At 59.6% G+C, this 24221-nt stretch carries 21 protein-coding genes; 19 read left to right on the forward strand and 2 right to left on the reverse strand.

From position 1 onward, the window contains the following. Positions 1-104: 104 nt before the first annotated feature. Both K0P33_RS14325 and K0P33_RS14330 read left to right on the forward strand, forming a co-directional pair. Positions 105-1301 (forward strand): YgcG family protein, encoded by a 1197-nt coding sequence (locus K0P33_RS14325; RefSeq protein WP_242155832.1) that lies wholly within the window; start codon positions 105-107, stop codon positions 1299-1301. Between the two features lie 159 nt (positions 1302-1460). Next, a complete protein-coding gene (locus K0P33_RS14330; protein WP_242155834.1) occupies positions 1461-2006 on the forward strand; it encodes a GNAT family N-acetyltransferase in 546 nt (181 codons plus the stop codon). A 4-nt stretch (positions 2007-2010) separates the two neighbouring features. Here the strand turns inward: K0P33_RS14330 and K0P33_RS14335 are convergent, their stop codons facing one another. Continuing rightward, on the reverse strand, positions 2011-2505 hold the full coding sequence (locus K0P33_RS14335) for a DUF1543 domain-containing protein (protein ID WP_094953276.1): 495 nt from the start codon (positions 2503-2505) through the stop codon (positions 2011-2013). A gap of 94 nt (positions 2506-2599) precedes the next feature. Here K0P33_RS14335 and K0P33_RS14340 point away from each other — a divergent pair, with 94 nt between their 5' ends. Continuing rightward, the gene (locus K0P33_RS14340; RefSeq protein WP_242155836.1) at positions 2600-3421 is read left to right on the forward strand and encodes an aldo/keto reductase; all 822 of its coding nucleotides are present in this window, start codon (positions 2600-2602) and stop codon (positions 3419-3421) included. Between the two features lie 53 nt (positions 3422-3474). On the opposite strand, the gene K0P33_RS14345 is transcribed toward K0P33_RS14340, so the two are convergent. After that, entirely contained in the window at positions 3475-3990 is a 516-nt protein-coding gene (locus K0P33_RS14345; protein ID WP_094953272.1) for an Hcp family type VI secretion system effector, read from the reverse strand. 475 nt (positions 3991-4465) lie between these two features. Between K0P33_RS14345 and tssA the strand changes: the two genes are divergently transcribed. The 16 genes from tssA to K0P33_RS14425 all read left to right on the forward strand — a co-directional run bounded on the left by tssA (position 4466) and on the right by K0P33_RS14425 (position 24217). Continuing rightward, the gene (gene tssA / locus K0P33_RS14350) at positions 4466-6019 is read left to right on the forward strand and encodes a type VI secretion system protein TssA (RefSeq protein ID WP_242155838.1); all 1554 of its coding nucleotides are present in this window, start codon (positions 4466-4468) and stop codon (positions 6017-6019) included. A 32-nt stretch (positions 6020-6051) separates the two neighbouring features. Next, positions 6052-6561, forward strand: coding sequence for a type VI secretion system contractile sheath small subunit (tssB, locus tag K0P33_RS14355; RefSeq protein WP_094951981.1), 510 nt, complete (start codon positions 6052-6054; stop codon positions 6559-6561). A gap of 18 nt (positions 6562-6579) precedes the next feature. Then, complete coding sequence (gene tssC, locus K0P33_RS14360) at positions 6580-8055, forward strand: type VI secretion system contractile sheath large subunit (RefSeq protein ID WP_094951984.1); 1476 nt, start codon at positions 6580-6582, stop codon at positions 8053-8055. Then, positions 8052-8471, forward strand: a complete 420-nt coding sequence (gene tssE / locus K0P33_RS14365; RefSeq protein WP_242155840.1) for a type VI secretion system baseplate subunit TssE — start codon at positions 8052-8054, stop codon at positions 8469-8471. Before tssC ends, tssE begins: the two co-directional genes overlap by 4 nt. Continuing rightward, positions 8461-10248, forward strand: coding sequence for a type VI secretion system baseplate subunit TssF (gene tssF, locus K0P33_RS14370; RefSeq protein WP_242156044.1), 1788 nt, complete (start codon positions 8461-8463; stop codon positions 10246-10248). Before tssE ends, tssF begins: the two co-directional genes overlap by 11 nt. After that, a complete protein-coding gene (gene tssG / locus K0P33_RS14375) occupies positions 10212-11219 on the forward strand; it encodes a type VI secretion system baseplate subunit TssG (protein WP_094951978.1) in 1008 nt (335 codons plus the stop codon). Before tssF ends, tssG begins: the two co-directional genes overlap by 37 nt. Positions 11220-11231: 12 nt before the next feature. Further along, positions 11232-13655 carry an AAA family ATPase gene (locus K0P33_RS14380; protein ID WP_242156045.1) on the forward strand — a complete coding sequence of 808 codons (2424 nt, stop codon included), beginning with the start codon at positions 11232-11234 and terminating at the stop codon, positions 13653-13655. Then, positions 13655-15187 (forward strand): sigma 54-interacting transcriptional regulator, encoded by a 1533-nt coding sequence (locus K0P33_RS14385; RefSeq protein WP_242156046.1) that lies wholly within the window; start codon positions 13655-13657, stop codon positions 15185-15187. Before K0P33_RS14380 ends, K0P33_RS14385 begins: the two co-directional genes overlap by 1 nt. A gap of 83 nt (positions 15188-15270) precedes the next feature. After that, positions 15271-15402 (forward strand): type VI secretion protein, encoded by a 132-nt coding sequence (locus K0P33_RS14390; RefSeq protein ID WP_094951975.1) that lies wholly within the window; start codon positions 15271-15273, stop codon positions 15400-15402. Between the two features lie 15 nt (positions 15403-15417). After that, on the forward strand, positions 15418-16608 hold the full coding sequence (gene tagH / locus K0P33_RS14395) for a type VI secretion system-associated FHA domain protein TagH (RefSeq protein WP_242155843.1): 1191 nt from the start codon (positions 15418-15420) through the stop codon (positions 16606-16608). Between the two features lie 5 nt (positions 16609-16613). Continuing rightward, positions 16614-17099 carry a type VI secretion system lipoprotein TssJ gene (gene tssJ / locus K0P33_RS14400; protein WP_094951973.1) on the forward strand — a complete coding sequence of 162 codons (486 nt, stop codon included), beginning with the start codon at positions 16614-16616 and terminating at the stop codon, positions 17097-17099. Between the two features lies 1 nt (position 17100). After that, positions 17101-18429: a type VI secretion system baseplate subunit TssK gene (tssK, locus tag K0P33_RS14405; protein ID WP_242155844.1), complete on the forward strand. Its 1329-nt coding sequence runs from the start codon at positions 17101-17103 to the stop codon at positions 18427-18429. 5 nt (positions 18430-18434) lie between these two features. Then, positions 18435-19292, forward strand: coding sequence for a type IVB secretion system protein IcmH/DotU (gene icmH, locus K0P33_RS14410; protein ID WP_094951971.1), 858 nt, complete (start codon positions 18435-18437; stop codon positions 19290-19292). A gap of 16 nt (positions 19293-19308) precedes the next feature. Further along, entirely contained in the window at positions 19309-22668 is a 3360-nt protein-coding gene (gene tssM / locus K0P33_RS14415; protein ID WP_242155845.1) for a type VI secretion system membrane subunit TssM, read from the forward strand. Further along, entirely contained in the window at positions 22668-23378 is a 711-nt protein-coding gene (locus K0P33_RS14420; protein WP_094951969.1) for a PP2C family serine/threonine-protein phosphatase, read from the forward strand. Before tssM ends, K0P33_RS14420 begins: the two co-directional genes overlap by 1 nt. Next, positions 23375-24217 carry a serine/threonine-protein kinase gene (locus tag K0P33_RS14425; protein ID WP_094951968.1) on the forward strand — a complete coding sequence of 281 codons (843 nt, stop codon included), beginning with the start codon at positions 23375-23377 and terminating at the stop codon, positions 24215-24217. Before K0P33_RS14420 ends, K0P33_RS14425 begins: the two co-directional genes overlap by 4 nt. Positions 24218-24221 lie beyond the last annotated feature (4 nt).

Below are 24221 nucleotides of genomic sequence, written 5' to 3' on the forward strand. Positions count from 1 at the left end.
ATGCGGGCTGCGAGCAGTTTAGATAGTCGCAGGCGTGGGGTCACGCGTTATACGTCGATAAGGTAAAGTCGTCGCCTTCAGGTAGAAACCTCAGGTAACAAAGCATGATGCTGTTTGTGCGGCAATCCGTGTTGAGTCTGCTGGCGCTGGTATTCATCGGGCTGTTCTGCACCGTCCATGCGCAGACGTCGCCCATTGGCGTCTCCCTGGATCAGCGGGTGATCGACCTCACCAACACCCTCGACACTGGCTTCACCACGCGCCTCAACGACCAACTCGCCGCCCTTGAACAGCGCAAAGGTGCGCAAGTCGCGGTACTGCTGGTGCCCACCACCGGCGGCGCGAGTATCGAGGACTACGCCAACCAACTGTTCCGCGCCTGGAAACTGGGGCGCAAGGACGTTAACGACGGCATCCTGCTGCTGGTGGCCAAGGACGACCGCAAAGTGCGTATCGAGGTGGGCTACGGCTTGGAGGGCACCGTTACTGACCTGTTGGCCCATCGCATTATCGAAGAACACATCACGCCGGCGTTTCGCCAGGGTGACTATGCGGGCGGTGTTCAACAGGCGGTCAATGACTTGACCGTGCTGGTGGACGGCGGCGATCTGCCCAGGGTGACCGGGCCTGGCAGTAACCCCCAGGCGATAGCCGTGTTGCTGGCGTTTATCCTGGGCGGTATTGGCGGCGTACTGATAGCCGCCGGCAAGTTGCCTTGGCGCCGGGCATTAATTGCCGCCGTGGTGGCCACGCTGCTGTTGGCGCTTTATGGTGGCGGCCGCGAATGGCCGATGTACCTGCTGCTGTTGCCGCTGACCCTGCTGATCGGCGGCGCGACGTTTGGTGCGCTATGGCTGGCGCGTACCGTGTTTTACTGCGTGATCGGCTTGCTGCTCTACATCGGCGGGCTGCTGGTGGTGGGTCGATACGTCGACGTCAACTTCATCCATTGGTTGGCAATGCCGCTGGGAGCACTGGCTGTGCTGGGGGCGTACCTGGTGCTGTGGGTGGTCATGCGAAACGCCTGGAAAACCAGCCGGGTAGGGTTTGCCGTGCGGCTGTTTGCGGCGGTGGCGATGTACGTGGTGGCAGGTCTGGTTGCCGACGCGGGCCGTGACGGTTGGTTGCTGGCGGTTCCGATTACCTCGTTTGTGGCGTTGTTCATCTTTGGCAAGACCGCCGGCGGGTCGGGCTCAAGTTCGAGCGGTGGCTCATCCGGCTCGAGTTCCAGCAGCTCCAGCAGCAGTTCGTCCGGCGGCGGTGGTTCCAGTGGCGGCGGCGGGGCGTCGGGCAGTTGGTAACCCCGCTAGCGCGGCTTATCGCCAACCCAGCCTCCGGCATAGGGCTCCTGCGGATTTGGCGAGGGCTAAACCCTACTGCGGGCAATCGGCAGTGGTAAATACGGTCACGTGCATTCGTGATAAAACATTGAGCCTTTCAACTCAGAGTACGGAGGCTCGATGCCTGCCGCCAACACCCCACGCGTGATTATTCGTGACGCCATTGCTGAGGACGCCGTGTGCATTGGCGTGCTGGGCATGCAGGTCTTCCTTGATACCTATGCCACCGAAGGCATTCGCAGCTCAATCGCCAATGAGGCACTGCACGCCTTCGCGCCGCAGACCATTAGTCAACTGATCACGCAGCCGGGTGTCTCGCTGCTGGTCGCGCAAGTAAACGGCCATCTTGTTGGCTTCGCCCAGATCAAGCTCAACGCCAGCCATTCGATGATCGACGCCGCTGACGCTGCCGAACTCCAGCGTCTCTATATTCAGGAGCGATTCACCGGCTTGGGGCTTGGTTGTCAGCTGCTGCAAGCGGCGGAGCAACACGCGGCGCGGGGCGGCGCCGGGTTATTGTGGGCCACCGTGTGGGTGGGCAATGAGCGGGCGCTGGGTTTCTACCCTCGGCGCGGGTATGAGGTGCTGGGTTCACCGACCTATACCTTCCAGGGAGAAACCCATGGCAATCGTCTGTTTGGTAAACCCTTGGTGCTCAGCACCTGAGAGCTTACGCCAGGACGATGTAGTCATTCTGCTGGATGATCGGCCGGTGCGGGCCTTGCACCAGATGAACATAGCGGCCGTCCACCAAGTCGATGGGCAGGCAGTCGTCGATGTCCATCACGCCGTCGGTGTGGGCCTGGGACCAGTGGCGCAGCATCTGCTGTTTGCCTTTGCTCATCGCTTCCTTTTTATTGCGCGCGACCACCAGCAAATAATGATGGGCCTCGCCAAACGCGTTGGCTTCATAGCCGCCCAGGTTGATGAAGTACAGGTGATGCGCATCCGCCTGGGGTGCCATCTGGCTGATCTGGACTTTCCAGCCGTCGACGCCGTCGACGGCCATCCATGAGTCGATATGCACACCCTTGGGGCTGCCGAACCAGCCGTCGCGCAATTGCGGGTAGGTGGATTCCAGCGTATCCGCCACCGCGAACACCACATCGTGAACTTCAATTCTGGCCCGTGGGTGCTTGCCCCCGAGCATGACGACAAACAGCATTGCAGGTCCTTCCTGGCGATTTAGCAGAGAGTAACCATACTTCTTGTTCGGCCAGTTCCACACTACTAATCCGCTAGTTAATCAGGAGGTTGTCATGCGTACCGTCGATTTAGCCGGTGTTCCCGTCCCTGTCATCGGTCAGGGAACCGCGAACATGGGCGAAAACCCCGACCAGCGCAGGGCCGAAGTCGCCGCGTTGCAATTGGGCATCGACGAGGGCATGACCCTGATCGATACCGCCGAAATGTATGGCGAAGGCGGTGCCGAGGAAGTGGTCGGTGAGGCCATTCGCGGCAAACGCGACCAAGTGTTCCTGGTCAGTAAAATCTACCCTCACAATGCCAGCCACAAGGGCGTCCCCCGTGCCTGTGAAGCGAGTCTCCAGCGCCTGGGCACTGACTATATTGATCTGTACCTGTTGCACTGGCGTGGCCAGTACCCGCTTGAAGAAACCGTCGAAGCCTTTGAGCGTCTGCGTGAGGCCGGCAAGATCGGCCGCTGGGGCGTTTCCAATTTTGACGTGGCCGACCTTCAGGAACTTGCGTCCCCGGCCTGTGCCACCAACCAGGTGCTCTACAACATTGAAGAGCGCGGTATCGAATTCGACCTGCTGCCGTGGTGGCAACAGCACCATTTGCCATTGATGGCCTACTGCCCAATTGCCCAGGGCGGCGAGCTGCTGTCCAGCCCCACGCTCAAGCAAATCGCTCGCCGCCATGAGGTGACACCCGCCCAGGTTTCACTCGCCTGGGTCTTGCGGCAGGACGGCGTGATTGCCATCCCCAAGGCCGTGACACCCGAACATGTGCGGCTCAATGCCGGCGCCGCGCAGCTGGTGTTGGACGAGCACGACCTGGACGCCATCGACCGTGTGTTTGGCGCACCCAAGCGTAAGCACCCGTTGGCGATGGTGTAGCCCAACAGCAGGAGCGCCGCCGTCCATGGCCTGCGCTCCTGCATCAGCCGAGGTTAGCCAGCTACCGGGCTACGCCAGTCGTCCGAGCCGGAAGTACCGGCGACTTCGTGGGTCCACACGATCTTGCGATAGGTGAAATACACATCCTCCAAATGGGTGAAGTGCGCGTTGTCAGGGTCCTGGCAATTGGGCATGCGCGATTGAATGTCGACGATGGTCGCGCCTTCCAGTTCAGTGGTGAAGTAGTGCTCCTGGGTGCCGGCCGAGGAGGTACGGAACCACTCCAGTCGGCACGACACTTCTTCACCTGTGGTGAGCGCGCTGAAGAGCAGCGGCGACGATTTGTCGAAGACTTTGCTGATCATCAGCGGTTTATGCACCCGCTGGCCGGTTGGCTGACCTGATTGCGGATCGCGGGGAATGATCACCTGATGGGCAAACGCCTGCACGAGAATCTGATCCTCATGACCCTCCTGATAAATGTTGCCGACCGAGTCTTGGGTAAATGTGCCTGCCGTGATTAGACCTTGCTTTACACCGGTAACAGAGAGGTACGCGGGTGTTGGCATGACTGGTTTCCTTGTCTGATTGAGTAGGTAGTCCTGAACGGCGAGGGTGCTGTTCAGGCAAGTCTCTATAACAAGAAGCGTGCCTGAAATGGCAAGGGCTAATGAAATAAGGGTGTCCGGTAGTTGTGGCGCTAGATATTAATAAGTTGGTCGAGATTTAAGTGGTTATTTAGTCTGGTTGTTTGCGCGCAGGTGTGCAGTTAGTTGCTCACGCTATTTGTCGTGATTCTGGGCGGCTCTGCGAGCGAAAGGGGCTGTTTGCATGAGTGTGACTGCGCAAGCTTCTGCGCAGGTCCTTATTTTTCGGGGGTGTAGGAACTTTCTTAAGTGTTGGTGCGTAGCTTGCTGGTTGTTTTTTCTATGGCTAAGGTTCAACTGCTTCTCGGAACAATGAAAGAAATTAAATGGAATTCTGATGCTTTTACATTGGAATTAGTTTGCTGGTTTTGCATTGAATAGTTGCGCGCGGCCTAAAATGGTTTATTCAGACACGCTTTACGCTTATTACCTCGAGCTTGCACGGCATCCTTGCTTGCCAAGGGACTTTGCCGGCAGTGATATTCGTTTTTCGAGCGAGTTTGAAGTCTTGGAGTCTGAGCTTGCCAAGGCGCAATCGATTCATGGTGCAAGCTTGCCGGATTGGCAGAAGGTCAGCGAGCTCAGTGAGCGCCTGTTGCGTGAGCATTCCAAGGACCTTCGGGTTGCTGTCTGGTTGACGTGGGCTTTGCATCAACGTGATTCATTTCCAGGGCTCCTGGCTGGGCTCGGGCTGGTGCGTTACCTGTGTGAGCATCACTGGACGATTGTGTACCCCGCCAAGTTACGTACCCGTAGTGCTGCGTTTGGTTGGTTGGTGTTGCGGCTTGAACCGCTGTTTGCGCAAAACTTCGCCCTGGCTGACCAGCTGCCATTGTTCCAGGCGCTTCTGGAACACCTCGCAAGCCTGGACGAGTTATGGGCAGAGCATCTGGGTGACGATGCACCTTTGTTGTTGCCCATTCGCAGGCAATTGTCGGAGCGCCTGACGCTCGCCACGCAAAGCTGCACAGAGCCTGGAGGGCTTGCCAGCGTCATTGCTCAGGTCAAGCAGGCCGCAACCCAGTTGCGCAAGCCCGAGCAGCCGGTCAATAACGAAAAAGAGGCTCACAAACTGCTGCGCGCATTGCAGGAGCAGGCACGCCCCTTGTGCGCCTGGTGGCTACGCCAGAGTGCAACTGACCTGCGTGCCTTGCGCTTGAGCCGAACCCTGGCATGGCTGACGCTCATCCACTACCCGGACGCCAATGGGGAGCGAGTAACGGCTTTGCGTGCACCGTCGCCGGACAAACTCAAGCGCTTCCAGGATCGCTTTAAACAAGGGCATTACGCCGAGCTTTTGCTTGAACTTGAGATCAGCCTGGCCAGTGCGTTGTTTTGGTTTGACGGCCTGCGTATGGCCTGGGAATGCCTCGAAGCCTTGCAGGCGGACTTGGCCATGACCGAGCTGGAAATGAATTTTGCCGTGTTGTTGCAACGCCTGCCGAGCCTGCCTGAGTTCAGGTTTGACGACGGCACTGCGTTTGCCGACCCCGCGACGTGTGACTGGATCGCGCTGCATGTTCTTCGGCATCTGCGTAAGGCTGAGCCCCTAAGCGCCGTGGCCGATGTCGCAGGTGAGCCTTGGGAGGCCGCTTTGCAGGCTGTGATGTCCAGGCTGCGCAAGGACGGACTCAAGGCCGCGGTCGGCGAACTCAAGCAAGGTCTGCAGGCCGCGTGCAGTGATCGAGCCCGCTTTCATTGGCGATTGGCACTGGCCAGGTTGTGCATTCGGGCAGGCAAGCATGAGTTGGGCAAGATCCAGCTCGAGCAACTGGACTTTGAATTACAGCGAGCCGACTTGGAGCGTTGGGAACCCGAGCTGGCTTTTCAAGTCGCCCAGCTCCTGCACCGTTGTTATGACCTTTTGCCACAAGACCATGCCGTGCGCGAGCGCAAGGAAGTCACCCACCGCAGGTTGTGCCGCTTCGATCTGGAAGCGGTACTTGAATAGGCCTTCGCGCCCACTGAAAAAGGAGAAAAACCATGGCCAAAGACGGTTCGGTAGCCCCCAAGGAACGTATCAACATCACCTTCAAACCCGCCAGCGGCGGTGCGCAAGAGGAAGTTGAGTTGCCCTTGAAATTACTGGTGCTGGGTGACTTCAGCCAGCGTGAAGACCCGCGCAAGCTCGAAGATCGCAAGCCTATTGGTATCGACAAGAACACCCTTGATGAAGTGCTGGCCAAACAAGCCTTGAGCTTGACGTTGAGCGTACCCAATCGCTTGCAGGAGAACACTGACGTTGAAGAGTTGGCCCTCCAGGTTCGGATCAACTCGATGAAAGACTTCAATCCCGCAAGCCTGGTTGAGCAAATACCTGAATTGCAAAAACTGATGGCGTTGCGTGAGGCATTGATGGCGCTCAAGGGGCCGCTGGGCAACACACCCAGCTTTCGCAAAGCCATTGAGCAGGCACTGGCCGATGACACTTCGCGTGCGCGGGTACTCGCGGAACTGGGGCTGAGCAGCCCTGGCGCCGGAAAACTTCAGTAAAAGGACACTGACACCATGATGACGACCCAGCACAACCCGCAGCCCGCAAGTGCGGCTGACGAATACAGCATCCTCGACAACATCGTTGCCCAGACGTTACTGAGTGCCGACGACGAGGCGTACGGCATTGCCAAACGCGGCGTATCGGCGTTTATCGAGGAGCTGCTCAAGCCGCACAACAGCGCAGAGCCGGTGAAGAAACGCCTGGTCGATCGGATGATCGCCGAGATCGATACAAAACTCAGCCAGCAAATGGACGAGATTCTTCATCACCCGGATTTCCAGGCACTGGAGTCGGCGTGGAAAGGCCTGCAGTTGCTGGTCGACCGTACCAATTTTCGCGAGAACATCAAGATCGAGCTGCTGAATGTCTCGCGGCAGGACCTGCTGGATGACTTTGAGGACTCACCGGAGATTACTCAGTCCGGCCTCTACAAGCATATTTACAGCGCCGAATACGGTCAGTTTGGTGGCCAGCCGGTAGGCGCGATCATTGCCAACTACTTCCTTTCACCCAGTGCGCCCGACGTGAAGCTGATGCAATACGCGTCCAGCGTAGCCTGTATGGCACATGCACCCTTTATCGCCGCTGCCGGGCCGGGCTTTTTTGGGCTGGAAAGCTTCACGGGGCTACCTGACCTCAAGGACCTCAGGGACCATTTCGAAGGCCCGCAGTTCGCCAAATGGCAAAGCTTTCGCCAAAGCGAAGACGCCCGCTATATCGGTCTTACCGTGCCGCGCTTCCTGCTGCGAACGCCATACGACCCGCTTGAATGTCCGGTGAAAACCTTTGCCTATCAAGAGAATGTGGTCAACAGCCACGAGCACTATCTATGGGGCAATACCGCTTACGCTTTTGCTACTCGCCTGACTGATAGCTTCGCTCGCTTTCGCTGGTGCCCGAATATCATCGGCCCGCAAAGTGGCGGGGCAGTGGAGGATCTGCCACTGCATCACTTCCAGAGCATGGGAGAGATCGAAACCAAGATCCCTACCGAAGTGCTGGTTTCAGACCGGCGCGAATACGAGCTGGCGCAAGAGGGGTTTATTGCTCTGACCATGCGTAAGGGCAGTGACAACGCAGCGTTTTTTTCCGCCAGTTCCGTGCAAAAACCCAAGACCTTTGGCATCAGTGAAGAGGGCAAGGCCGCCGAATTGAATTACCGACTCGGCACCCAGTTGCCTTACATGATGGTGGTCAATCGTCTGGCCCATTATCTCAAGGTGCTGCAGCGCGAACAATTGGGTTCCTGGAAAGAGCGCACGGACCTGGAGTTGGAGCTCAACAAGTGGATTCGCCAATACGTGGCCGATCAGGAGAACCCCAGTGCCGAAGTGCGTGGGCGGCGCCCATTGCGTGCAGCACGCATCGTCGTCAGCGATGTCGACGGAGAGCCAGGCTGGTATCGGGTTAACTTGAGCGTGCGCCCGCACTTCAAGTACATGGGGGCAGACTTCACGTTGTCTCTGGTTGGCAAGCTCGATAAAGAATGAGTAAAGGCCAGGGCAAGTCCCACACCAATAGCCTTTTCGAGCGCCTCGAATGTGACGCGCCAACCCGGACGTGTGGCGTGGCATCTGTCGCGGCTCATTTGGGGAAAATGCTCAGCACCCGCGCAGGCAGTGTCCAGACGTTGCCTGATTACGGTTTGCCTGACCTCAATGACATGCGGCTCAGCCTGCATGAGTCCATGAGTCAGTCGCGGGTTCTGATCGAGCGTTTCATCCGGGCCTATGAGCCGCGGTTGGTGAATGTGCGTGTCAGGGTGTTGCCCCGTGGGAGCGACCCTTTGGCCTTGGCATTCGCAATCGATGCTGCGCTGATGATTGACGGTGTGATGCAGCCCGTGGTGTTTCATGCGCGTCTGGTTGATGCCGGGCGGGTTGAGGTTTGCGCCGATGGGCTTTAACCGCCATTTCCAAAGTGAGCTCAGTGCCTTGCGGCAGCTGGGTCGACGGTTTTCCGAGCGCAACCCCGCACTGGCCCCGTTTCTGGCGCAAACCGGCCAGGATCCGGATGTGGAGCGATTGCTGGAGGGCTTTGCGTTCCTGACAGGCCGCCTGCGCCAGAAGCTGGACGACGAGTTGCCGGAACTGACGCATTCCTTGATGCATTTGCTTTGGCCCAACTACATGCGGCCAATGCCCGCCTTCAGCATCCTGCAATTCGACCCATTGAAACGCACCGGTCCCGCTGTGCGAGTGGCGCGCGATACCGCCGTAGAAAGCATCGCGATACAAGGGGAGCGTTGTCGCTTTCGGACCTGCTACGCCACTGACGTCATGCCCCTGCAACTCAGTGGCCTGGAGTACAGCACCCAGGGTGAAAGTGCACGGTTGGAGCTGCGCTTGAACATGACTGCCGAGGGCAACTTCAGCGAGTTGACGTTTGACTCCTTGCGACTGCATCTGGCCGGGGACCGCTATATCAGCCAGGGGCTGTACCTCAGCCTGCTGCGCCACCTTGAGGGCATCCACGTGTTGTTATTGGACGAGTCAGGTTCAGCGGTCAACGGCATCGATGGGCAACCCGTGATGATGCGTCTGCGCGCCAGTCAGGTTCAGCCGGTGGGGTTTTCAGAGGAACAGGCGTTGATACCTTACCCGCAGAATACGTTCCGTGGTTACCGGCACCTGCAGGAGTACTTCGCCTTTCCTGACAAGTACCTGTTTGTCGATGTTGAGGGGTTATGTGCGCTGCACGCGCTTCCCGATCATTTGCTTAAACAGGTGCATGGCTTGGTGTTGCGCTTCGAGCTTAGCGTCCATGGGCATCAACCCCAATGCCCTACGCTGGACAACGTGAAGTTGTATTGCACGCCTATCGTCAACTTGTTCAAACATGATGCGGTACCCATTCGCCTGGACGGAAAACAGGACGAGTACCTGCTGGTGCCGGGGGAGTACGCACCAGGCCACGCGGGTGTGTTTTCCGTGGACAACGTCACCGGATGGCGCCCCGGTGGGTTGGGACATCAAGCCTACGTGCCGTTCGAGTCCTTTGAGCATGACTGCGACGACGGACTGCCCACGGCGCCTTCCAGCTACAGCATTCGCCAACGCGCGTCGCAGCAGCATGGTGGCCTGGATACCTGGATGGGGTTTGGCGCTCGCTCCCCACAAGATCAGGAAACGCTCTCGATCGAACTGACCTGTACCAATTGCAACCTGCCACGCCAGTTGCGGGCCGGCGACATAAACCAGCCCAGCGAGCAGGCCCCGGAGTCACTCACTTTTCGCAATATTACTGCGCCAACCGCGAGCTTTGCACCGCCGCTGGATCAGGATTTTCTGTGGAAGCTGATCAGCAACATGTCGCTCAACTATCTGTCGTTGACCGATATCAACGCCTTGAAAGTGATCCTCGAAACCTACGATTTACCGCGCTATCACGATCGGCAGGCGCAAAAGGTCAGCCAGACCCGGCTCGGCGCGTTGCGGTCCATCCGCCACGAGGCAGTTGATCGGTTGCATTGCGGCCTACCCATTCGTGGGTTGCGCGTGGACCTTGCAGTCGATCCGCAAGGGTTTCTCGGCATGGGCGACCTGTTCGTGTTCGCGTCTGTCCTCAATGAGTTCTTTGCGCTCTACGCCAGCCTTAATTCGTACCACGAGTTGCGAGTCACCAGCACACAAGGAGACGTGTATCTATGGCCATCCCGGATGGGGCAACAACCCCTGCTTTGACTCAGCTTTGTCGTGTCATCCGCGAGTACACGCTATTCCAAGCGGTTCTGCAGGTGATCGAGCGATTGCGCGAGGCCCACCCGCTGTTGGATGAGGACGCGCTTTACCAGCAACTGGAGTTTCAGGCCAACCCTGGTCTGGGCTTCGCGGGGCACGACATAGATCGGGTGGAGTTTTTTATGGAACACGGGCAATTGCGCGCTCGCCTGCGGCTGAACATCTTGGGGTTGTTCGGCGCCGGTTCGCCGCTGCCGGCGTTTTACGGTGAGCAGGCATTTGCGGAGCGGCCGGGCGGTAATCCTACGCGTGACTTCCTCGACATTTTTCACCAACGCCTGCACCGGTTGATGTTGCCAATCTGGCGTAAATACCGTTATCGGGCGTGTTTTAAAACGGGAGCCAGTGATGTGTTTTCCGAGCAGATGTTTGCACTGATCGGCTTGGGTGGCACCGCGATTCGGGGCGCGTCGCAACTGGATTGCAAGCGCCTGCTGCCTTACCTGGGGCTGCTGAGTTTGCGCGCGCATTCGGCCGCGTTAATCGAGACCGTCCTGCGCTACTACTTCAAGCACACCCCGTTGTTCATCGAGCAATGGGTTGAACGCACGGTGGAGGTTGCCCCTTTGCAACGCAATAACGTGGGCGTCGCCAACAGCGAGCTCGGTCAAAACCTGGTGCTGGGGCAGCGAGTGGCCGACCGCAGCGGAAAGTTCAGGGTGCATGTGATCGCACTGAGTTGGCAGCGTCTTCACGAGTTTCTGCCCACCGGCAGCGGGTATCAGCCGCTGTGTTCACTGGTGCGATTAACCTCACGCGATCCATTGGAGTACGACCTGCGTCTGGTGTTGGCTGAGGGTGAAGTCAGGGCGCTGCACATTGGCGAGCGCAATGTCTGTCGACTGGGGTGGACCAGTTGGTTGGCGCATGAGCGAGCCGATGGTGTGGTCACGCTCGCAGGCAACTTTGATTAAGGGCTGATGAGCATGATGAATGTGGACCTGCAACACCTTATACGCACATTGACGGCCCAGGCACGGCAAGACCTGGAGCGCGCTTCTGAGCGTTGTGTGACGCGCGGTGGCCGTGAAGTACTGGTGGAAGATTTGCTTCTGGCGTTGCTTGAACATCCCGACGGGCTGTTGGCCAAGGCGCTGGCAGACGCCGGTGTGCAGATGAGCGAGTTGCAAGCCACATTGCAGCCCAGAAGTGAGCAGAGTGCCTGCGCCAGTCCAGTCTTCGCCCAGGCGCTGGTTCACTGGTTGCAGCAAGCGCGGAGGGTCGCCCAGCGTGAACTGGAGCAACCCTTTGTCGATCACGCTGCACTGTTGCTGGCGCTGTTGCGGCATTCGCTCAATGATTCCGGCAGGGGTTATCACGGTGTGTTGAGCCGTCTGGATGCCGGGCGTGTGCGTGATTTCCTCGCGAGCCAAGCACTTGAGACCCAGCCAATAGCACCCGAATCGTTGCTGCAGCGCTTTACTCACGACCTCACTAACCAAGCCCGCGAAGGGTTGATTGATCCGGTGCTGTGTCGAGACAGTGAAATCCGTCAGCTGATTGACATCCTTATGCGGCGCCGCAAGAACAACCCGATTCTGGTCGGCGAGGCGGGGGTGGGGAAAACCGCGATTGTCGAAGGCCTTGCCCTGAAAATCGTCGCTTCGCAGGTACCCGAAGCGCTCAGGCATGTTCGCGTGCTGACTCTGGATATGGGGCTGCTGCAAGCGGGTGCCAGCCTCAAGGGTGAGTTTGAACGGCGCCTCAAAGGCGTGATCGATGAGGTCAATGCCGCGCCGCAGCCGGTCATCCTGTTTATCGACGAAGCCCATACCTTGGTCGGCGCGGGAGGTCAGGCGGGCGGTTCCGACGCGGCTAACTTGCTTAAGCCGGCGTTGGCACGGGGAGGGCTGCGCACCATCGCGGCCACTACGTGGTCGGAGTACAAGCAATACATCGAAAAAGACCCGGCATTGGCGCGGCGTTTCCAGCCGGTACTGGTCGGCGAACCGAGTGTTGAGCAAGCGGCGTCGATTCTGCGCGGTCTGGTCCCGGTGTATGAGGCGAGCCATGGGGTCTACGTACGCGACGATGCGGTCGTTGCGGCGGCGCATATGAGCGCTCGCTACCTCGCGGGGCGCCAGTTGCCCGATAAGGCCGTGGATGTGCTGGACACTGCTTGCGCCTGGGTGCGTACACGCCAGGCCATGCCACCTGAGGCGTTGCAGAACATCTGCGCGCAACAGGCAGAAGGCGGCCGGCACCAGCAGGCATTAAGTCGAGATGCCAGCATGGGCATAGCGGTTGATGCGCAGGCTTTGCAGGCGCTGGGCCTGCGTTTGGAAACCATCGAGCACGAGCGCCAGGCGCTGGAACAACAGAGCGGGCAAGCACCGCGCACCCTTGAGGTGTGCCCGCGCGTGGTGGCTCAGGTCATCAGCACCTGGACCGGCATACCGCTCGAACAACTGACGCTTGAACCCAACGAAAAAGTCTTGGGCTTCGCCGATGCCCTGCGCGCACGCATCCTTGGGCAAGAGCACGCGGTGCAGGCCCTTGACCGCGGGCTGCGCGCTGTTGCGGCAGGCCTCAACAAGCCGGACGCGCCGGTGGGGGTTTTTCTACTGGTGGGCCCAAGTGGTGTAGGCAAGACGCAAACCGCGCTGGCGCTGGCAGACCTTTTGTACGGTGGTGAGCGGTTTATCACCACCATCAACATGTCGGAATACCAGGAAAAGCATGCCGTGTCCCGATTGATCGGTGCGCCGCCGGGCTACATCGGTTACGGCGAGGGCGGCGTGCTGACCGAAGCCGTGCGCCAGCGGCCCTATTCGGTAGTGCTGCTCGACGAAGTCGAAAAAGCTGATCCGGAAGTGTTGAATCTGTTTTACCAGGTCTTTGACAAGGGCCGCGCCAATGATGGCGAGGGGCGCGAAATTGATTTTCGCAACACGTTGCTGCTGATGACTTCCAACCTGGGCAGCGATTGCATCAGCGCGCTGTGTGCCGGCGGCCGGCAACCGGATGCCCAGGCGCTGCAGGATGCGATTCACCCCGTACTGCGCGCGCACTTCAAGCCCGCACTGTTGGCCCGGATGCGGGTCGTGCCGTACTACCCGATTGCAGGGCAAGTGCTGCACGACGTTGCAAGGCTCAAGCTTGCAAGCCTCGGTGAGCGGCTGCAGCGACGCAAGCTCGCCTTCACTTACTCGCCCGAGCTGATTGCGCATATGACCGAGCGGTGTGAGCACGGTGACAGCGGCGCGCGCTACATCGATCAATGGATCGAGCGGTATTTGTTGCCACCGATGGTGGATCGTCTTCTCTGCGCCACGAGCATGGGCGAGTCATTGTCCTTGGTCCATGCGCGACTGGATGGCAACGGCCAACCGACTTGCGAGTTCAGATGATGACCGACCGCCTGTTTACCGATCTGCCCGATCCTCTGGCCTATGCCGACACCTTGCTGAGCTGCTTCATGGGCTTGGGCCAAGGCACAGATGAAACAGCCTTACCTAGACGCTGTGTCGCGGGCGCCGCGCAACTGAGCGGGTGTGAACTCAGCCAGTTGTACCTGCATGATGAGGTAACGGGGCGACTTGATCTGATCGCCGAGCAGTTACCGGGCCCGATACCCTGCACCGACCTGACTGCAACCCGCGAATGGCAAAAACAACAACTGATGCACTACGTTCTCAATAAGCGCTGCACGCTCAGCCTTGATGACCTGGAGAGCAGCCCCTTTGACAGCGGTTTTCTGCCGGTGGCGCAGGCGCCTTGGCGTTCGGTGCTGGCGGTGCCACTGTTTAACCACAGCAAGCAGATCACCGGCGTATTGCTGTGTGCCAGTTGGCACTCGGTGCCGTTGCAAGGCTACGCAGTCTCGTTGGGTCAACTGGGCAGCTTTGCCTTAAACCAGTTACGCCTGTTGCGGCGCGTGCAACCTGTGCCGGGCGCCGCACGGTCAGAGCGCGGTGCGCCGATAACGGGGGCGTATGGCTTGATCGGTAACAGCGCGGCGATTGAGAAGACCTGCCACTTGATCGGCAAGGTGCTGCATACCCCGTACACCGTGCTGTTGCGAGGCGAGACCGGCACCGGCAAGGAAGTCGTGGCACGCGCCATTCACGCCGCCGGCCCGCGCAGTGCCAAGGCGTTTGTGGTGCAAAATTGCGCCGCGTTCCCGGAAGGCTTGCTGGAGAGCGAGCTGTTTGGCTACCGCAAAGGTGCATTCACCGGCGCCGAGCGCAACTATACGGGGCTATTCGATGCCGCCGATGGCGGTACGTTGCTGCTGGATGAAATTGGCGATATGCCCCTTTCACTGCAAGCCAAGTTACTGCGGGTATTGCAGGAAGGCGAGGTGCGCCCGCTGGGCGCCAGTACCGCCCACAAGGTTGACGTGCGCATCATCGCTGCGACCCACCGCGACCTGGCTGCGATGGTGGCAGCGGGTAGTTTTCGTGAAGACCTCTATTACCGGCTCGCACAGTTCCCGATCCCATTGCCCGCTTTACGTGAGCGGGACGGCGATGTGCTGCAACTGGCGCGGCACTTCGCCGACAAGGCTTGCGTGTCCCTCGGGAGGGCGCCTGTTGACTGGTCCAATATTGCACTTGATCAACTCTCGAGCCACGACTTTCCCGGCAATGTGCGCGAACTCAAGTGCCTGGTGGAGCGAGCAGTCCTGCTGTGTGACGACGATATGATTCTGCCCGTGCACCTATCGCTACCACTGGCCCCGGCTGTGCCTGCGGCAGTCGATGTGACCCTGCGCCAACGTATGGAACGGGTGGAGCGGGTGTTTCTGATTGATTGCTTGCACAAGAACCGTGGCAATCGGACCCGCACTGCACGTGAGTTGGGGGTGGCTCGTCGCACGCTGCTCTACCGTCTGGCCCGCTTGAACATTCCTTTTGGTGATGCCAAGGAGGAGTGCTGAAGGGTGCACTTGAGTATCGCTATGCATGACCGTCGCCTGCGTCAAATCTGGCCCGACGACCTTATCTCTGTGGGAGAAACCTGATGACTGATCGTCCGTGGCGAGCCGTTGTGCTTGTGTTGTGTTTGCTGAGTGGTTGTAGCGCCAACTATGTTTTTGATGATGCCGACTACCGTCCGCTGGGTGAGCCGAAGATGGTCACCCGTGGCCAGTAAATAGGGGAGCCAGACATGCAACTCATATTCGAGGTCTGTGATGCCGAGGGCGTTAACCCTGCAGCATCGGCGCGCAAAATGTTCGACGAGGGCGGTGGCGTGATTGGCCGCGGGGCGGGTTGTGACTGGGTGATTGCGGATGCCAATCGCCTGCTTTCCAGCCACCATGGGTTGGTCGCTTACCGCGAAGGTCGGTACTTTTTGACCGACATCAGCACTAACGGCATCGGTGTGGCAGGCAGTGCCGAGCGTCTGCGCAAAGGGCAGGCGCGATTGATCGGTGATGGCGAGGTATTTGAGCTGGGACCGTTTGCGATACGTGCGCGTTTGATCACGCACGCGCCGTCTCGTGATGAGCCCTACGATGTCACGTGTGCAACGATCCCCGATGACGCATTCCTGGCGTTGGACCCCATTCAATCGCTCGATTTGGAGCATCAGCGCCAGACTCGCTCGCCGGAGTTGGCGGCATTGGAGGAGGGTATTGACGTGCCTGGAACGTGGCCGGAGCACAACGCGGCCAGCAGAGACCACCTGACGATAGCCCGACGGGCCGAACCCGTTGTGCAAACATCTTCGATGCCTTGCGTCACGCCGTCGATGCCTGCCAATGAGGCCTTTTGGGAACAGTTCGCGGCAGCCCTGGGCATGCGCCTGGACACGCTGGACGGCGACGCCCGAGAAGCCTTGGCGATCAAGGTGGCGCGCCTGCTTCGCATGGGCGTCGAGGGGTTGCAACAAAGTCTGCATACCTGTGAAGAGCTTAAGCGTGAGCTAGGCGTGCCGCTTGTCGACGCCCAGCACAAGCACCGCAACCCCTTGAAGGCGCACGTCGACACCCCTGCTGCATTGGCGGCGCTGCTAGGGCCGGGGGAATCCGATTATTTGCCTGCCGAACAGGCCATTACCCATGTTTACCGGGATTTGCAGGCCCATCAGGTTGCATTGATGGCCGCCTGTCGCAGTGCGCTGCGCAACACACGTAGCGCCTTTGCGCCGGGGCATTTGCTGATGTGCTTCGACTACCAGGCTAAGCGGCCGCGGTTTTCCACCGACGGTGGGCACTGGCGAGCGTATCAGCGTCACTACCAGCGCTTGATCGAGGATGAGCCTTTCAACGATGACTTGTCAGGCGGCGACTTCGCCAAAGCCTACGAAGAGCAGGTTCGCTTGATTTCAACGCTGCACGTCGATTATCCAGGATGAGAGTTATGTATCGAGTGACCCTTGCGTCAATGCTGCTCCTGCTCGGCCTGTTGGCCGGCTGCAGCGCAGTATCGCCGTTCTCTACGTTAACCAAATTGGACGTGGCGCTGACCGCCGGTGATCACGTCAACCCCGACCTGCACGGTCGACCTTCGCCGGTGGTGGTACACCTGCTTGAGTTGCGCCATCCCGTGGCCTTTGAGAATGCCGACTTCTTCAGCCTGTACAGCAATGCTGAACAAGCACTGCCCAGGGACTGGCTGGGCAGCGAGGAACTTGAGCTGCGCCCGGGTGAACGCCTGGCGCTCAAGCTCAGGCTCGAACCTCAAACGCGCTTTGTAGGCGTGCTGGCGGCTTATCGAGATTTGCCCCATGTTCAATGGCGTTGGGTTTTACCTGTGACGCCCCAGCAGTTGACCCTGGCCGACCTCGTGCTGGACCAGACCGGCATTCGCCTCGCGTCCCCCACGCCAGACAGCGAGGCAGAGTGATATGCACGTTCATAAAGTTGTTTGGCAGGAAGGCATGTTGTTAAGGCCTCAGCATCTGCAGCACAACGACCGTTATTACCAGCAACAGCTCAATCAAACCCGTTTGCTCGCCAGTGACGCCTGGGGCTTCCTTACGCTTGAGGTTGACTTGCAGTACCTCAATTTTGGCAAGGTGGTGGTCAACCAGGCCTCTGGCGTTTTGCCGGACGGCAGCCTGTTCGAGCTGAGCGGGGCAATGGAACCCTTGGTTCTGCAAGTGCCAGCGAATTCAGGCAAGCAAGCGATTTACTTGGCGTTGCCGTTGGCCACCGGTAATCAGGTCGAGGTTCGCGGGCAGCAGCAGATCGATGTCCTGGCACGCTACCTGGCCTGTGATATCGAGGTGGGTGATTCAAATGCGGGTGTCGATACCCGTTGCCGCATCAGTTGCGCGCGTCCTGACCTGCGTCTTGTATTGGGCGACCCGCCCGCTGACCAGGGCTTGGTCAAACTCAAGGTTGCGCAAGTCGTGGGGGCCACCGATGAAGGCGGCGTGAGCCTTGACGCGGACTTCACGCCAACGTTCATTTTTCTTCAGGGTAATGGCTATGTGTCGTCATGCCTCAAGGAGGTGATCAGCCTGCTTGCCAACCGTGGAGATGCCATCGCGGCGCGTATTCGCGGTGAGGGGACGGCCGCAGGCTCGGAAGTCGCAGACTTCCTGATGTTGCAGTTGATCAACCGTACTGAGCTGGAACTACGTCACTACCTGAGCCAGGCCCAGGTCCGCCCGGAAGCGTTGTTCCGAGCGCTGCTGGCAATGTTTGGTGAGCTCTCCACGTTCGCCAGCGACAGCAAGCGAGCGCACCTGGAGGTGCGTTACCGGCATGGCGACCAGGCTGAAAGTTTTCGTGCGCTGATGGTGGGCGTGCGTGACGTGCTGTCGATGGTGCTGGAGCAACACGCCATCGAGTTGAGCCTGCAGCAGCGCCAATACGGGGTGTTGGTATGCCCGGTGAGCGATCTGAAGCTACTGGGCAGCGCAACCTTCATTCTTGCGGCCACTGCACAGTGTGATTCGGAGGCGTTGCGCCATCGCTTGCCGGCGCATTTGAAGGTTGGGCCGGTGGAACGCATACGCGAGCTGGTCAACCTGCACCTGACGGGTATCAAGGTCAAACCGCTACCGGTGGCGCCGCGACAGATTCCGTTCCATGCCGCCAAAACCTATTTCATGCTCGACCTGAGTGCCCGCGATATCACTCAGTTGGAGCAGTCGGGTGGTTTCGCCTTCCATGTGGGCGGTGAATTTTCAGCGCTTGAACTCAACTTCTGGGCCATCAGGAACTGAATGCTATGGACAGTGAATATCCGCAGGATGAAAAAACCGTATTGCTCGACCATGAGGGCCGTGGCCCGAGCCAGGGGCCGGTAACGGACTTCCCTACGCCGCCGCGCTTTGAGCAGTTGGAAGACCGGATGATCTATGCCGCCCGCGTACAGGATACGCGCAGCTTCAAGATCGGTCTCAACCCCCTCGTAGCGGCGGCCTCGGCGTTACTGTCGCAGGTGGTTCAGCTCAAGGGCTGCACCGGTCGCGAAGGGCTGGGCGCGATCAACGACCGCCTGTCATCGGCGGTCACGCAATTTGAAACCCGCGCATTGCAGTGCGGTGTCGAGAACAGCCAGGTTATCTCGGCACGCTACGTGTTATGCAGCGTGGTGGATGAAGCCGTGGTGACCACCGCGTGGGGCACTCGTAGCGACTGGTCGAGGATGAGCCTGTTGAGTCGTTTTCACAACGAAACCTTCGGCGGGGAGAAGGTCTTCCAGCTATTGGAGCGACTGTCACGCGACCCGGTCAAGCACTTGGCGATGCTGGAGCTGATGTACCTGTGCCTGTCCATCGGCTTTGAAGGCAAGTACCGCATCATGGAACGAGGCGCGTCGCAACTTGAAAGCGTACGCGACGCCTTGTATCGGCAGATACGGCAGGTGCGGGGTGAGCCGCCCTCGCAACGCGTGGCGCCCGCAGCCAGGCAAACGCGACGTACGCGACTGCGCGTCATTTCTGCCACCTGGGTCGCGGTTCTCACCTTGGCCTGTGTGCTGGCGATGTATGCAGGGTTTGCCTGGACGTTGAGCCAACAGGCTACGAACGCGCTGCAACTCTTTCAACCTTCGGCGTCGACACTGACTCAGACGCCCTTGTAAACGCTGGGAGCAATGAATGAACGCATTCTTCAAGGGCGCGGGCACCGTGCTGTGCAGGATTTGGGTCTGGAGCCTGTTACTGGTGCTCGCCTGTGCAGTGTTGGTGTGGTTTTTGGGGCCGCTGTTGGCAGTGGATGATTACCGGTTCTGGCAAGACCCGGCTGATCGGCTGGTCACCATCAGTGTGCTGTTTCTGCTGTGGGGGCTGGCGATGGTCGTCGCAGGTGGACACCGTGCGGCAGGGCTCAAGAGCCCTGACAGCCACGTTCACCATCAGCCAGTGGGCTGGGTGGAAGACGAGCAGAAACACGTACGCGGTCGTTTCAAGGAGGCAGTCCAAAGGCTGAAAACCACGCGTCGTTACGCAGGGCGCAACGAGCGTTGGCGCAATGACTTGCCCTGGTATTTGTTGATCGGCGAACAGGGCAGCGGCAAGACGCATCTATTGGCGGCAGCCGGCTTGCAGTCGCCGCTGGCTCAAGGTGAGGCGATGCCGACGCACGGCACTGCTCATTGCCAGTGGTATTTCGCTGACGAAGGTGTACTCATCGATACCCCGGGGCGCTACCTGACGCAACCCGACAATGCGGTGGATGCCGCAGGTTGGTCGGTGTTGTTGAGCCTGCTCAGGTCACGCCGTCGGGCACGCCCACTCAACGGTGTGGTGGTGACGGTATCGGTGGACACGCTGTTGAGCCGCAATGAACACGATCTGGACCTGCATGCCCGGGATGTGCATTCCCGCTTGCAGGAAGTCCAGCAGACATTGCATGTGGATGTACCGATCTATCTGGTGTTGACTCAGGCTGACCGGGTCTCAGGGTTCGCCGAGTTCTTTGATGCGTCCCCGGGAGAGGATGCCGAAAGCGTGCTCGGTCAGTTCTTCGACACTGGGACGGTGGGCATTGAGATCACACAAGTGCGCCAGTCCTTCGAGACACTGCTGCAAGGTGTGAATGCTGAGCTGGTGATGCGATTGCATCAGGAACGCAGCGTCGAGCGCCGTGGGCGTATGCTGGATTTTCCCCAGCACGCCGCTCAGCTTGGCGAGCGTTTGTGCCAGTTCGTCGAATCGGCTTTTTCCGCGCATCGTTACCAGCGTATCAATGGTTTGCGCGGGTTCTATCTGACCTGTGCCGGCGACAGGCGCAGCCACTTTATCCAAGGCTTGTTCAGTCGTGTGATCTTTGCCGAAGCCGACCTTGCCGGCTTGCAGACCCAGGAGCAGCGGCGCATTCGTTGGCGCCAAGGGTTGCAGGCCTTAGCCATGGCCTGTGTGATCGGTGGGGCCGGATGGTTGTGGACCCACAGTTATTCAGTCAACCAACAGCGCTTGGCACAGCTGGAGGCATTCGCTGAACACCCGTCGCTCGCCTCGTTGGATGCCGACCAGACCCTGGCACTGTTGGATGCTCGCTTGGCCGCGACGCAGGTGTTTCCACCGGTCAACGATGTCCCGTTTACCGAGCGCGCCGGCCTGTATCAAGGTGAGGCCAGCCGGCCATTGCTGGCCCGCGCTTATGAGCGGGCGCTGCTACAGCCGTTACTGGCTCAGATAACGGCACAGCTCGAGGAGCAAGTGCGTGCAAACCTGGGTGATCGTGAACGGCTGCTGGAAAGCCTACGTGCCTACCTGATGCTCAACCTGCGTGAGCGCCGCGACACCGAGTGGCTGGCGCAGCGAATGGCAGATCACTGGTCGGCGCGTTATGAGGGTGATACGTCGACGCAAACACGCTTGAATCAACACTTGGCACGGCTGCTTGAACAGCCGTTTGCAACGCCGCTTGATGAAACGCTGGTGGCGACAGCGCGTGAAAAACTGCGCGGTGAGTCATTGGCGGATGTGGTTTACCGCGTGCTGCGCGAGCAGTCGCGCAACCTGGAACCCCTGCGTCTTGCCGAGGGCAAGGTATTCACCGCTGTTGATCCACCGATTCCGGGCTTTTATACAAAGCGTTACGTGCAGTACTTCGAGGCACAAGGCCCCAGGCTGGTGAATGCCATCGCGCAGGATAACTGGGTGTTGGGCGAGGGCACTGACCTGAGTGTCATGGATTTGCGTCGGCTGATGATTGAGCTCCAGCAGCGCTATTTCAGTGAGTATGCCGATGCCTGGAGCAGCGCCCTCGGGCGAGTCAGGCTGCAACCGACTGACAGCCTCAAGCAAGATGCCGAACAACTGGCGAGCCTCACATCGGCACAGTCGCCATTGATGCAGCTTTTGCTGCTACTGCGTGAAAATACGCGCCTACTGCCCGCCCCAGAGCTTTTGGGCAAGGCGGCCGCGAAGGCGAGCGAATCAGGCGTGCTCGCCCAGGCGGCGGTAGCCGATGGGTGGGTGGCGGCCGTGCCTGACTCTGCCCGACGTGCGTTGCAACGGCGTTTTGAGCCGTTGCACCAGTTGCTCGATGAGCAGCAGAACCCGGGTGTCGAGTTGACCCGGGCGCTGCGTTTGCTCGACGAATTGCACCTGCAACTGGCGGCGCTGAACCGCGAGAGTTCACCTGAGCAGGCCGCGTTCAAACGGGTAAAGCGGCGTATGGAGGGGCAACAGGATGCCTTGGGCGACCTGCGTGACGCTGCTGCACGTCTACCGCTGCCACTCGCCGGTTGGTTTGAGGGGATGGCTGACGACAGTTGGCGCCACCTGTTGGAAGGCGCCTATGTGCACATCAACCAGCGCTATCAAAACGAGGTGCACGGCCTCTACGCCAAGGCGATTCGCGAGCGTTATCCCTTCAGTGCCCACGCCGCCAGTGAGGTGGCTGTCAACGATTTCCAGGAATTCTTCAAGCCCAATGGGGTGATGGCGGGTTTTTATGACGGCTATCTGCGGCCTTTCATCAGCGCCGACGGCAACCGGTACCGGCTGCGTGGCCTGGATGGCATTAGCTTGCCAATATCGCGTTCGTTGCTGGACCAATTGACGAAAGCCGAGGTTATCCGCCGCGCGTTTTTCAACGAGGAGCACAGTGGGTTGTCGGTTCGGTTCACCTTGGCGCCCTACAGCCTGGATCAATCGGTCAGCCGCGCGACCCTGCGCTTTGGCGAGAGGCAGCTGGAGTATCGGCATGGCCCGATCGTGCCTATGGCGTTTGATTGGCCCACGGATGCAGACAATGGCCGTACCAGCCTGGTTGTGGAAAGAGGGACCGAGCAACGGCCATTGGGCATCGAGAAAAATACCGGGGCCTGGTCGCTCTTCAGGTTTTTCGACTTGTTGCAGAAAGAGCCTGCGAGCGGGCGAAATGCGCAGCTCTACAAGGCGGACCTTGCCGGTTTGCGCGCCAATTACCTGCTCACGAGCCCACGTACTCCCAGCCCGTTTGACATGGAGGCGTGGCGCACCTTTCGCCTGCCGGAGCAACTGTGATGCCCATGCAGGTTCACAGTGCCGGGCGTACGCAGCGGGGCAAGACCAGGTCGCGTAACGAAGATGCCTTCCTCGACTGCCCGCAGCAGGGCTGCTGGGCGGTGGCGGACGGCATGGGTGGGCACCGGGACGGCGATGTGGCCAGTCAGTGGGTGATCAGCAGTCTTGCCGCGTTGAAAGCCCAGGGTTCCCTCGACCAACGTGTCAACGCGGCTCGGCAACGGCTGCAAGCTGTGAACCAGCGGTTGGAGAGTGTCGGCACCCGTTCCGCTGCAACTATGGGCAGCACCGTTGTGGCGTTGCTGCTTGAGGAGGGGCGTGCGGCGTGTGTGTGGGCAGGCGACAGTCGTTGCTACCTGTGGCGCGGGCAGCGCCTCTACCAGTTGTCGAGGGACCACTCGCTGCTTCAGCGCCTCATGACTGAGCGTCAAATGAGTGTGGACCAAGCCCAGGCACACCCTGATGCGCGAGCGTTGACCCGTGCTATCGGGGCCTGTGCGTCGTTGCAGCTTGAAGTGCTGGAGCTCGGCACCCAGCCAGGGGATGTGTTTCTTTTGTGCAGCGATGGCCTGTATCAGGCACTCAGCCATGGGGAGTTGGGTCGGGCGTTAAGCGCGGGGACGCCGCAACAAATGGTGGACCAATTATTTACGGCGGTGTTGCTTACACCGGCGCGTGACGATTTGACCGCAGTGGTTGTGCAGCCATGAGTGAGGTATCGGCCCCACCCCGTTTGCTCGCTGGGCGCTATCACCTTGAACGCGAGTTGGGCCGGGGCGGAATGGGTGTGGTGTATCGCGCCCGAGATCTGTTGCACGAGCAATTTGGCGAGCCCAGCGCAAGCGTGGCACTCAAGCTGCTGGGCGAAACGTTTTCCGAATGCCCGGATGCGCATGTGCTGCTGTACAGCGAGTTCGCCATGACCCGCAGCCTGCGCCATGAAGGCGTGGTAAGGGTGTTTTCGTTCGAGGTGGACACCCCTGGCCGGTGCGCTTTTTTCACCATGGAGTTGATGCACGGCGTCACCCTGGATCGACTGTTGCCGCAGTGGCCCAGCGGCTTGACCTGGCCGCAATTACAACCGATGGCGCTACAGTTGCTCGATGCGCTGGTTTACACCCATCAGCAAAATGTACTGCATGGCGATATCAAGCCCGCCAACGTCATGGTGAGCGAAGAGGGTGTGCGCTTGTTCGATTTTGGTTTGGGGCATGCCCAAGCACAGGTGGCGGCAGGTTTGCCGAGCTTGAGTCGCAACCGTTTCACTGCCTGGACACGCGCTTACGCAGCGCCGGAATTACTCGCCGGCGATGAATTGACCGCGGCCGCCGACCTCTATGGCGTGGCGTGCATCGTGTACGAACTGGCCAACGGGAAACGCCTTGGCGAGCGTCAGCTTACGCAACGACTCACGCGGCCTCGGCACCTACCCAGGCATTGCTGGCCTGCGTTACGCACCGCCTTGGCAGTTGACCCCGAACGCCGAACCATCACCGTTGCTCAATTGCGCGAGGTGATGGGGTACACACGACGTCCCTGGTACTTGTAGGCAA

It is taken from the genome of Pseudomonas sp. ArH3a (assembly GCF_022648765.1).
Taxonomy (GTDB): Bacteria; Pseudomonadota; Gammaproteobacteria; order Pseudomonadales; family Pseudomonadaceae; genus Aquipseudomonas.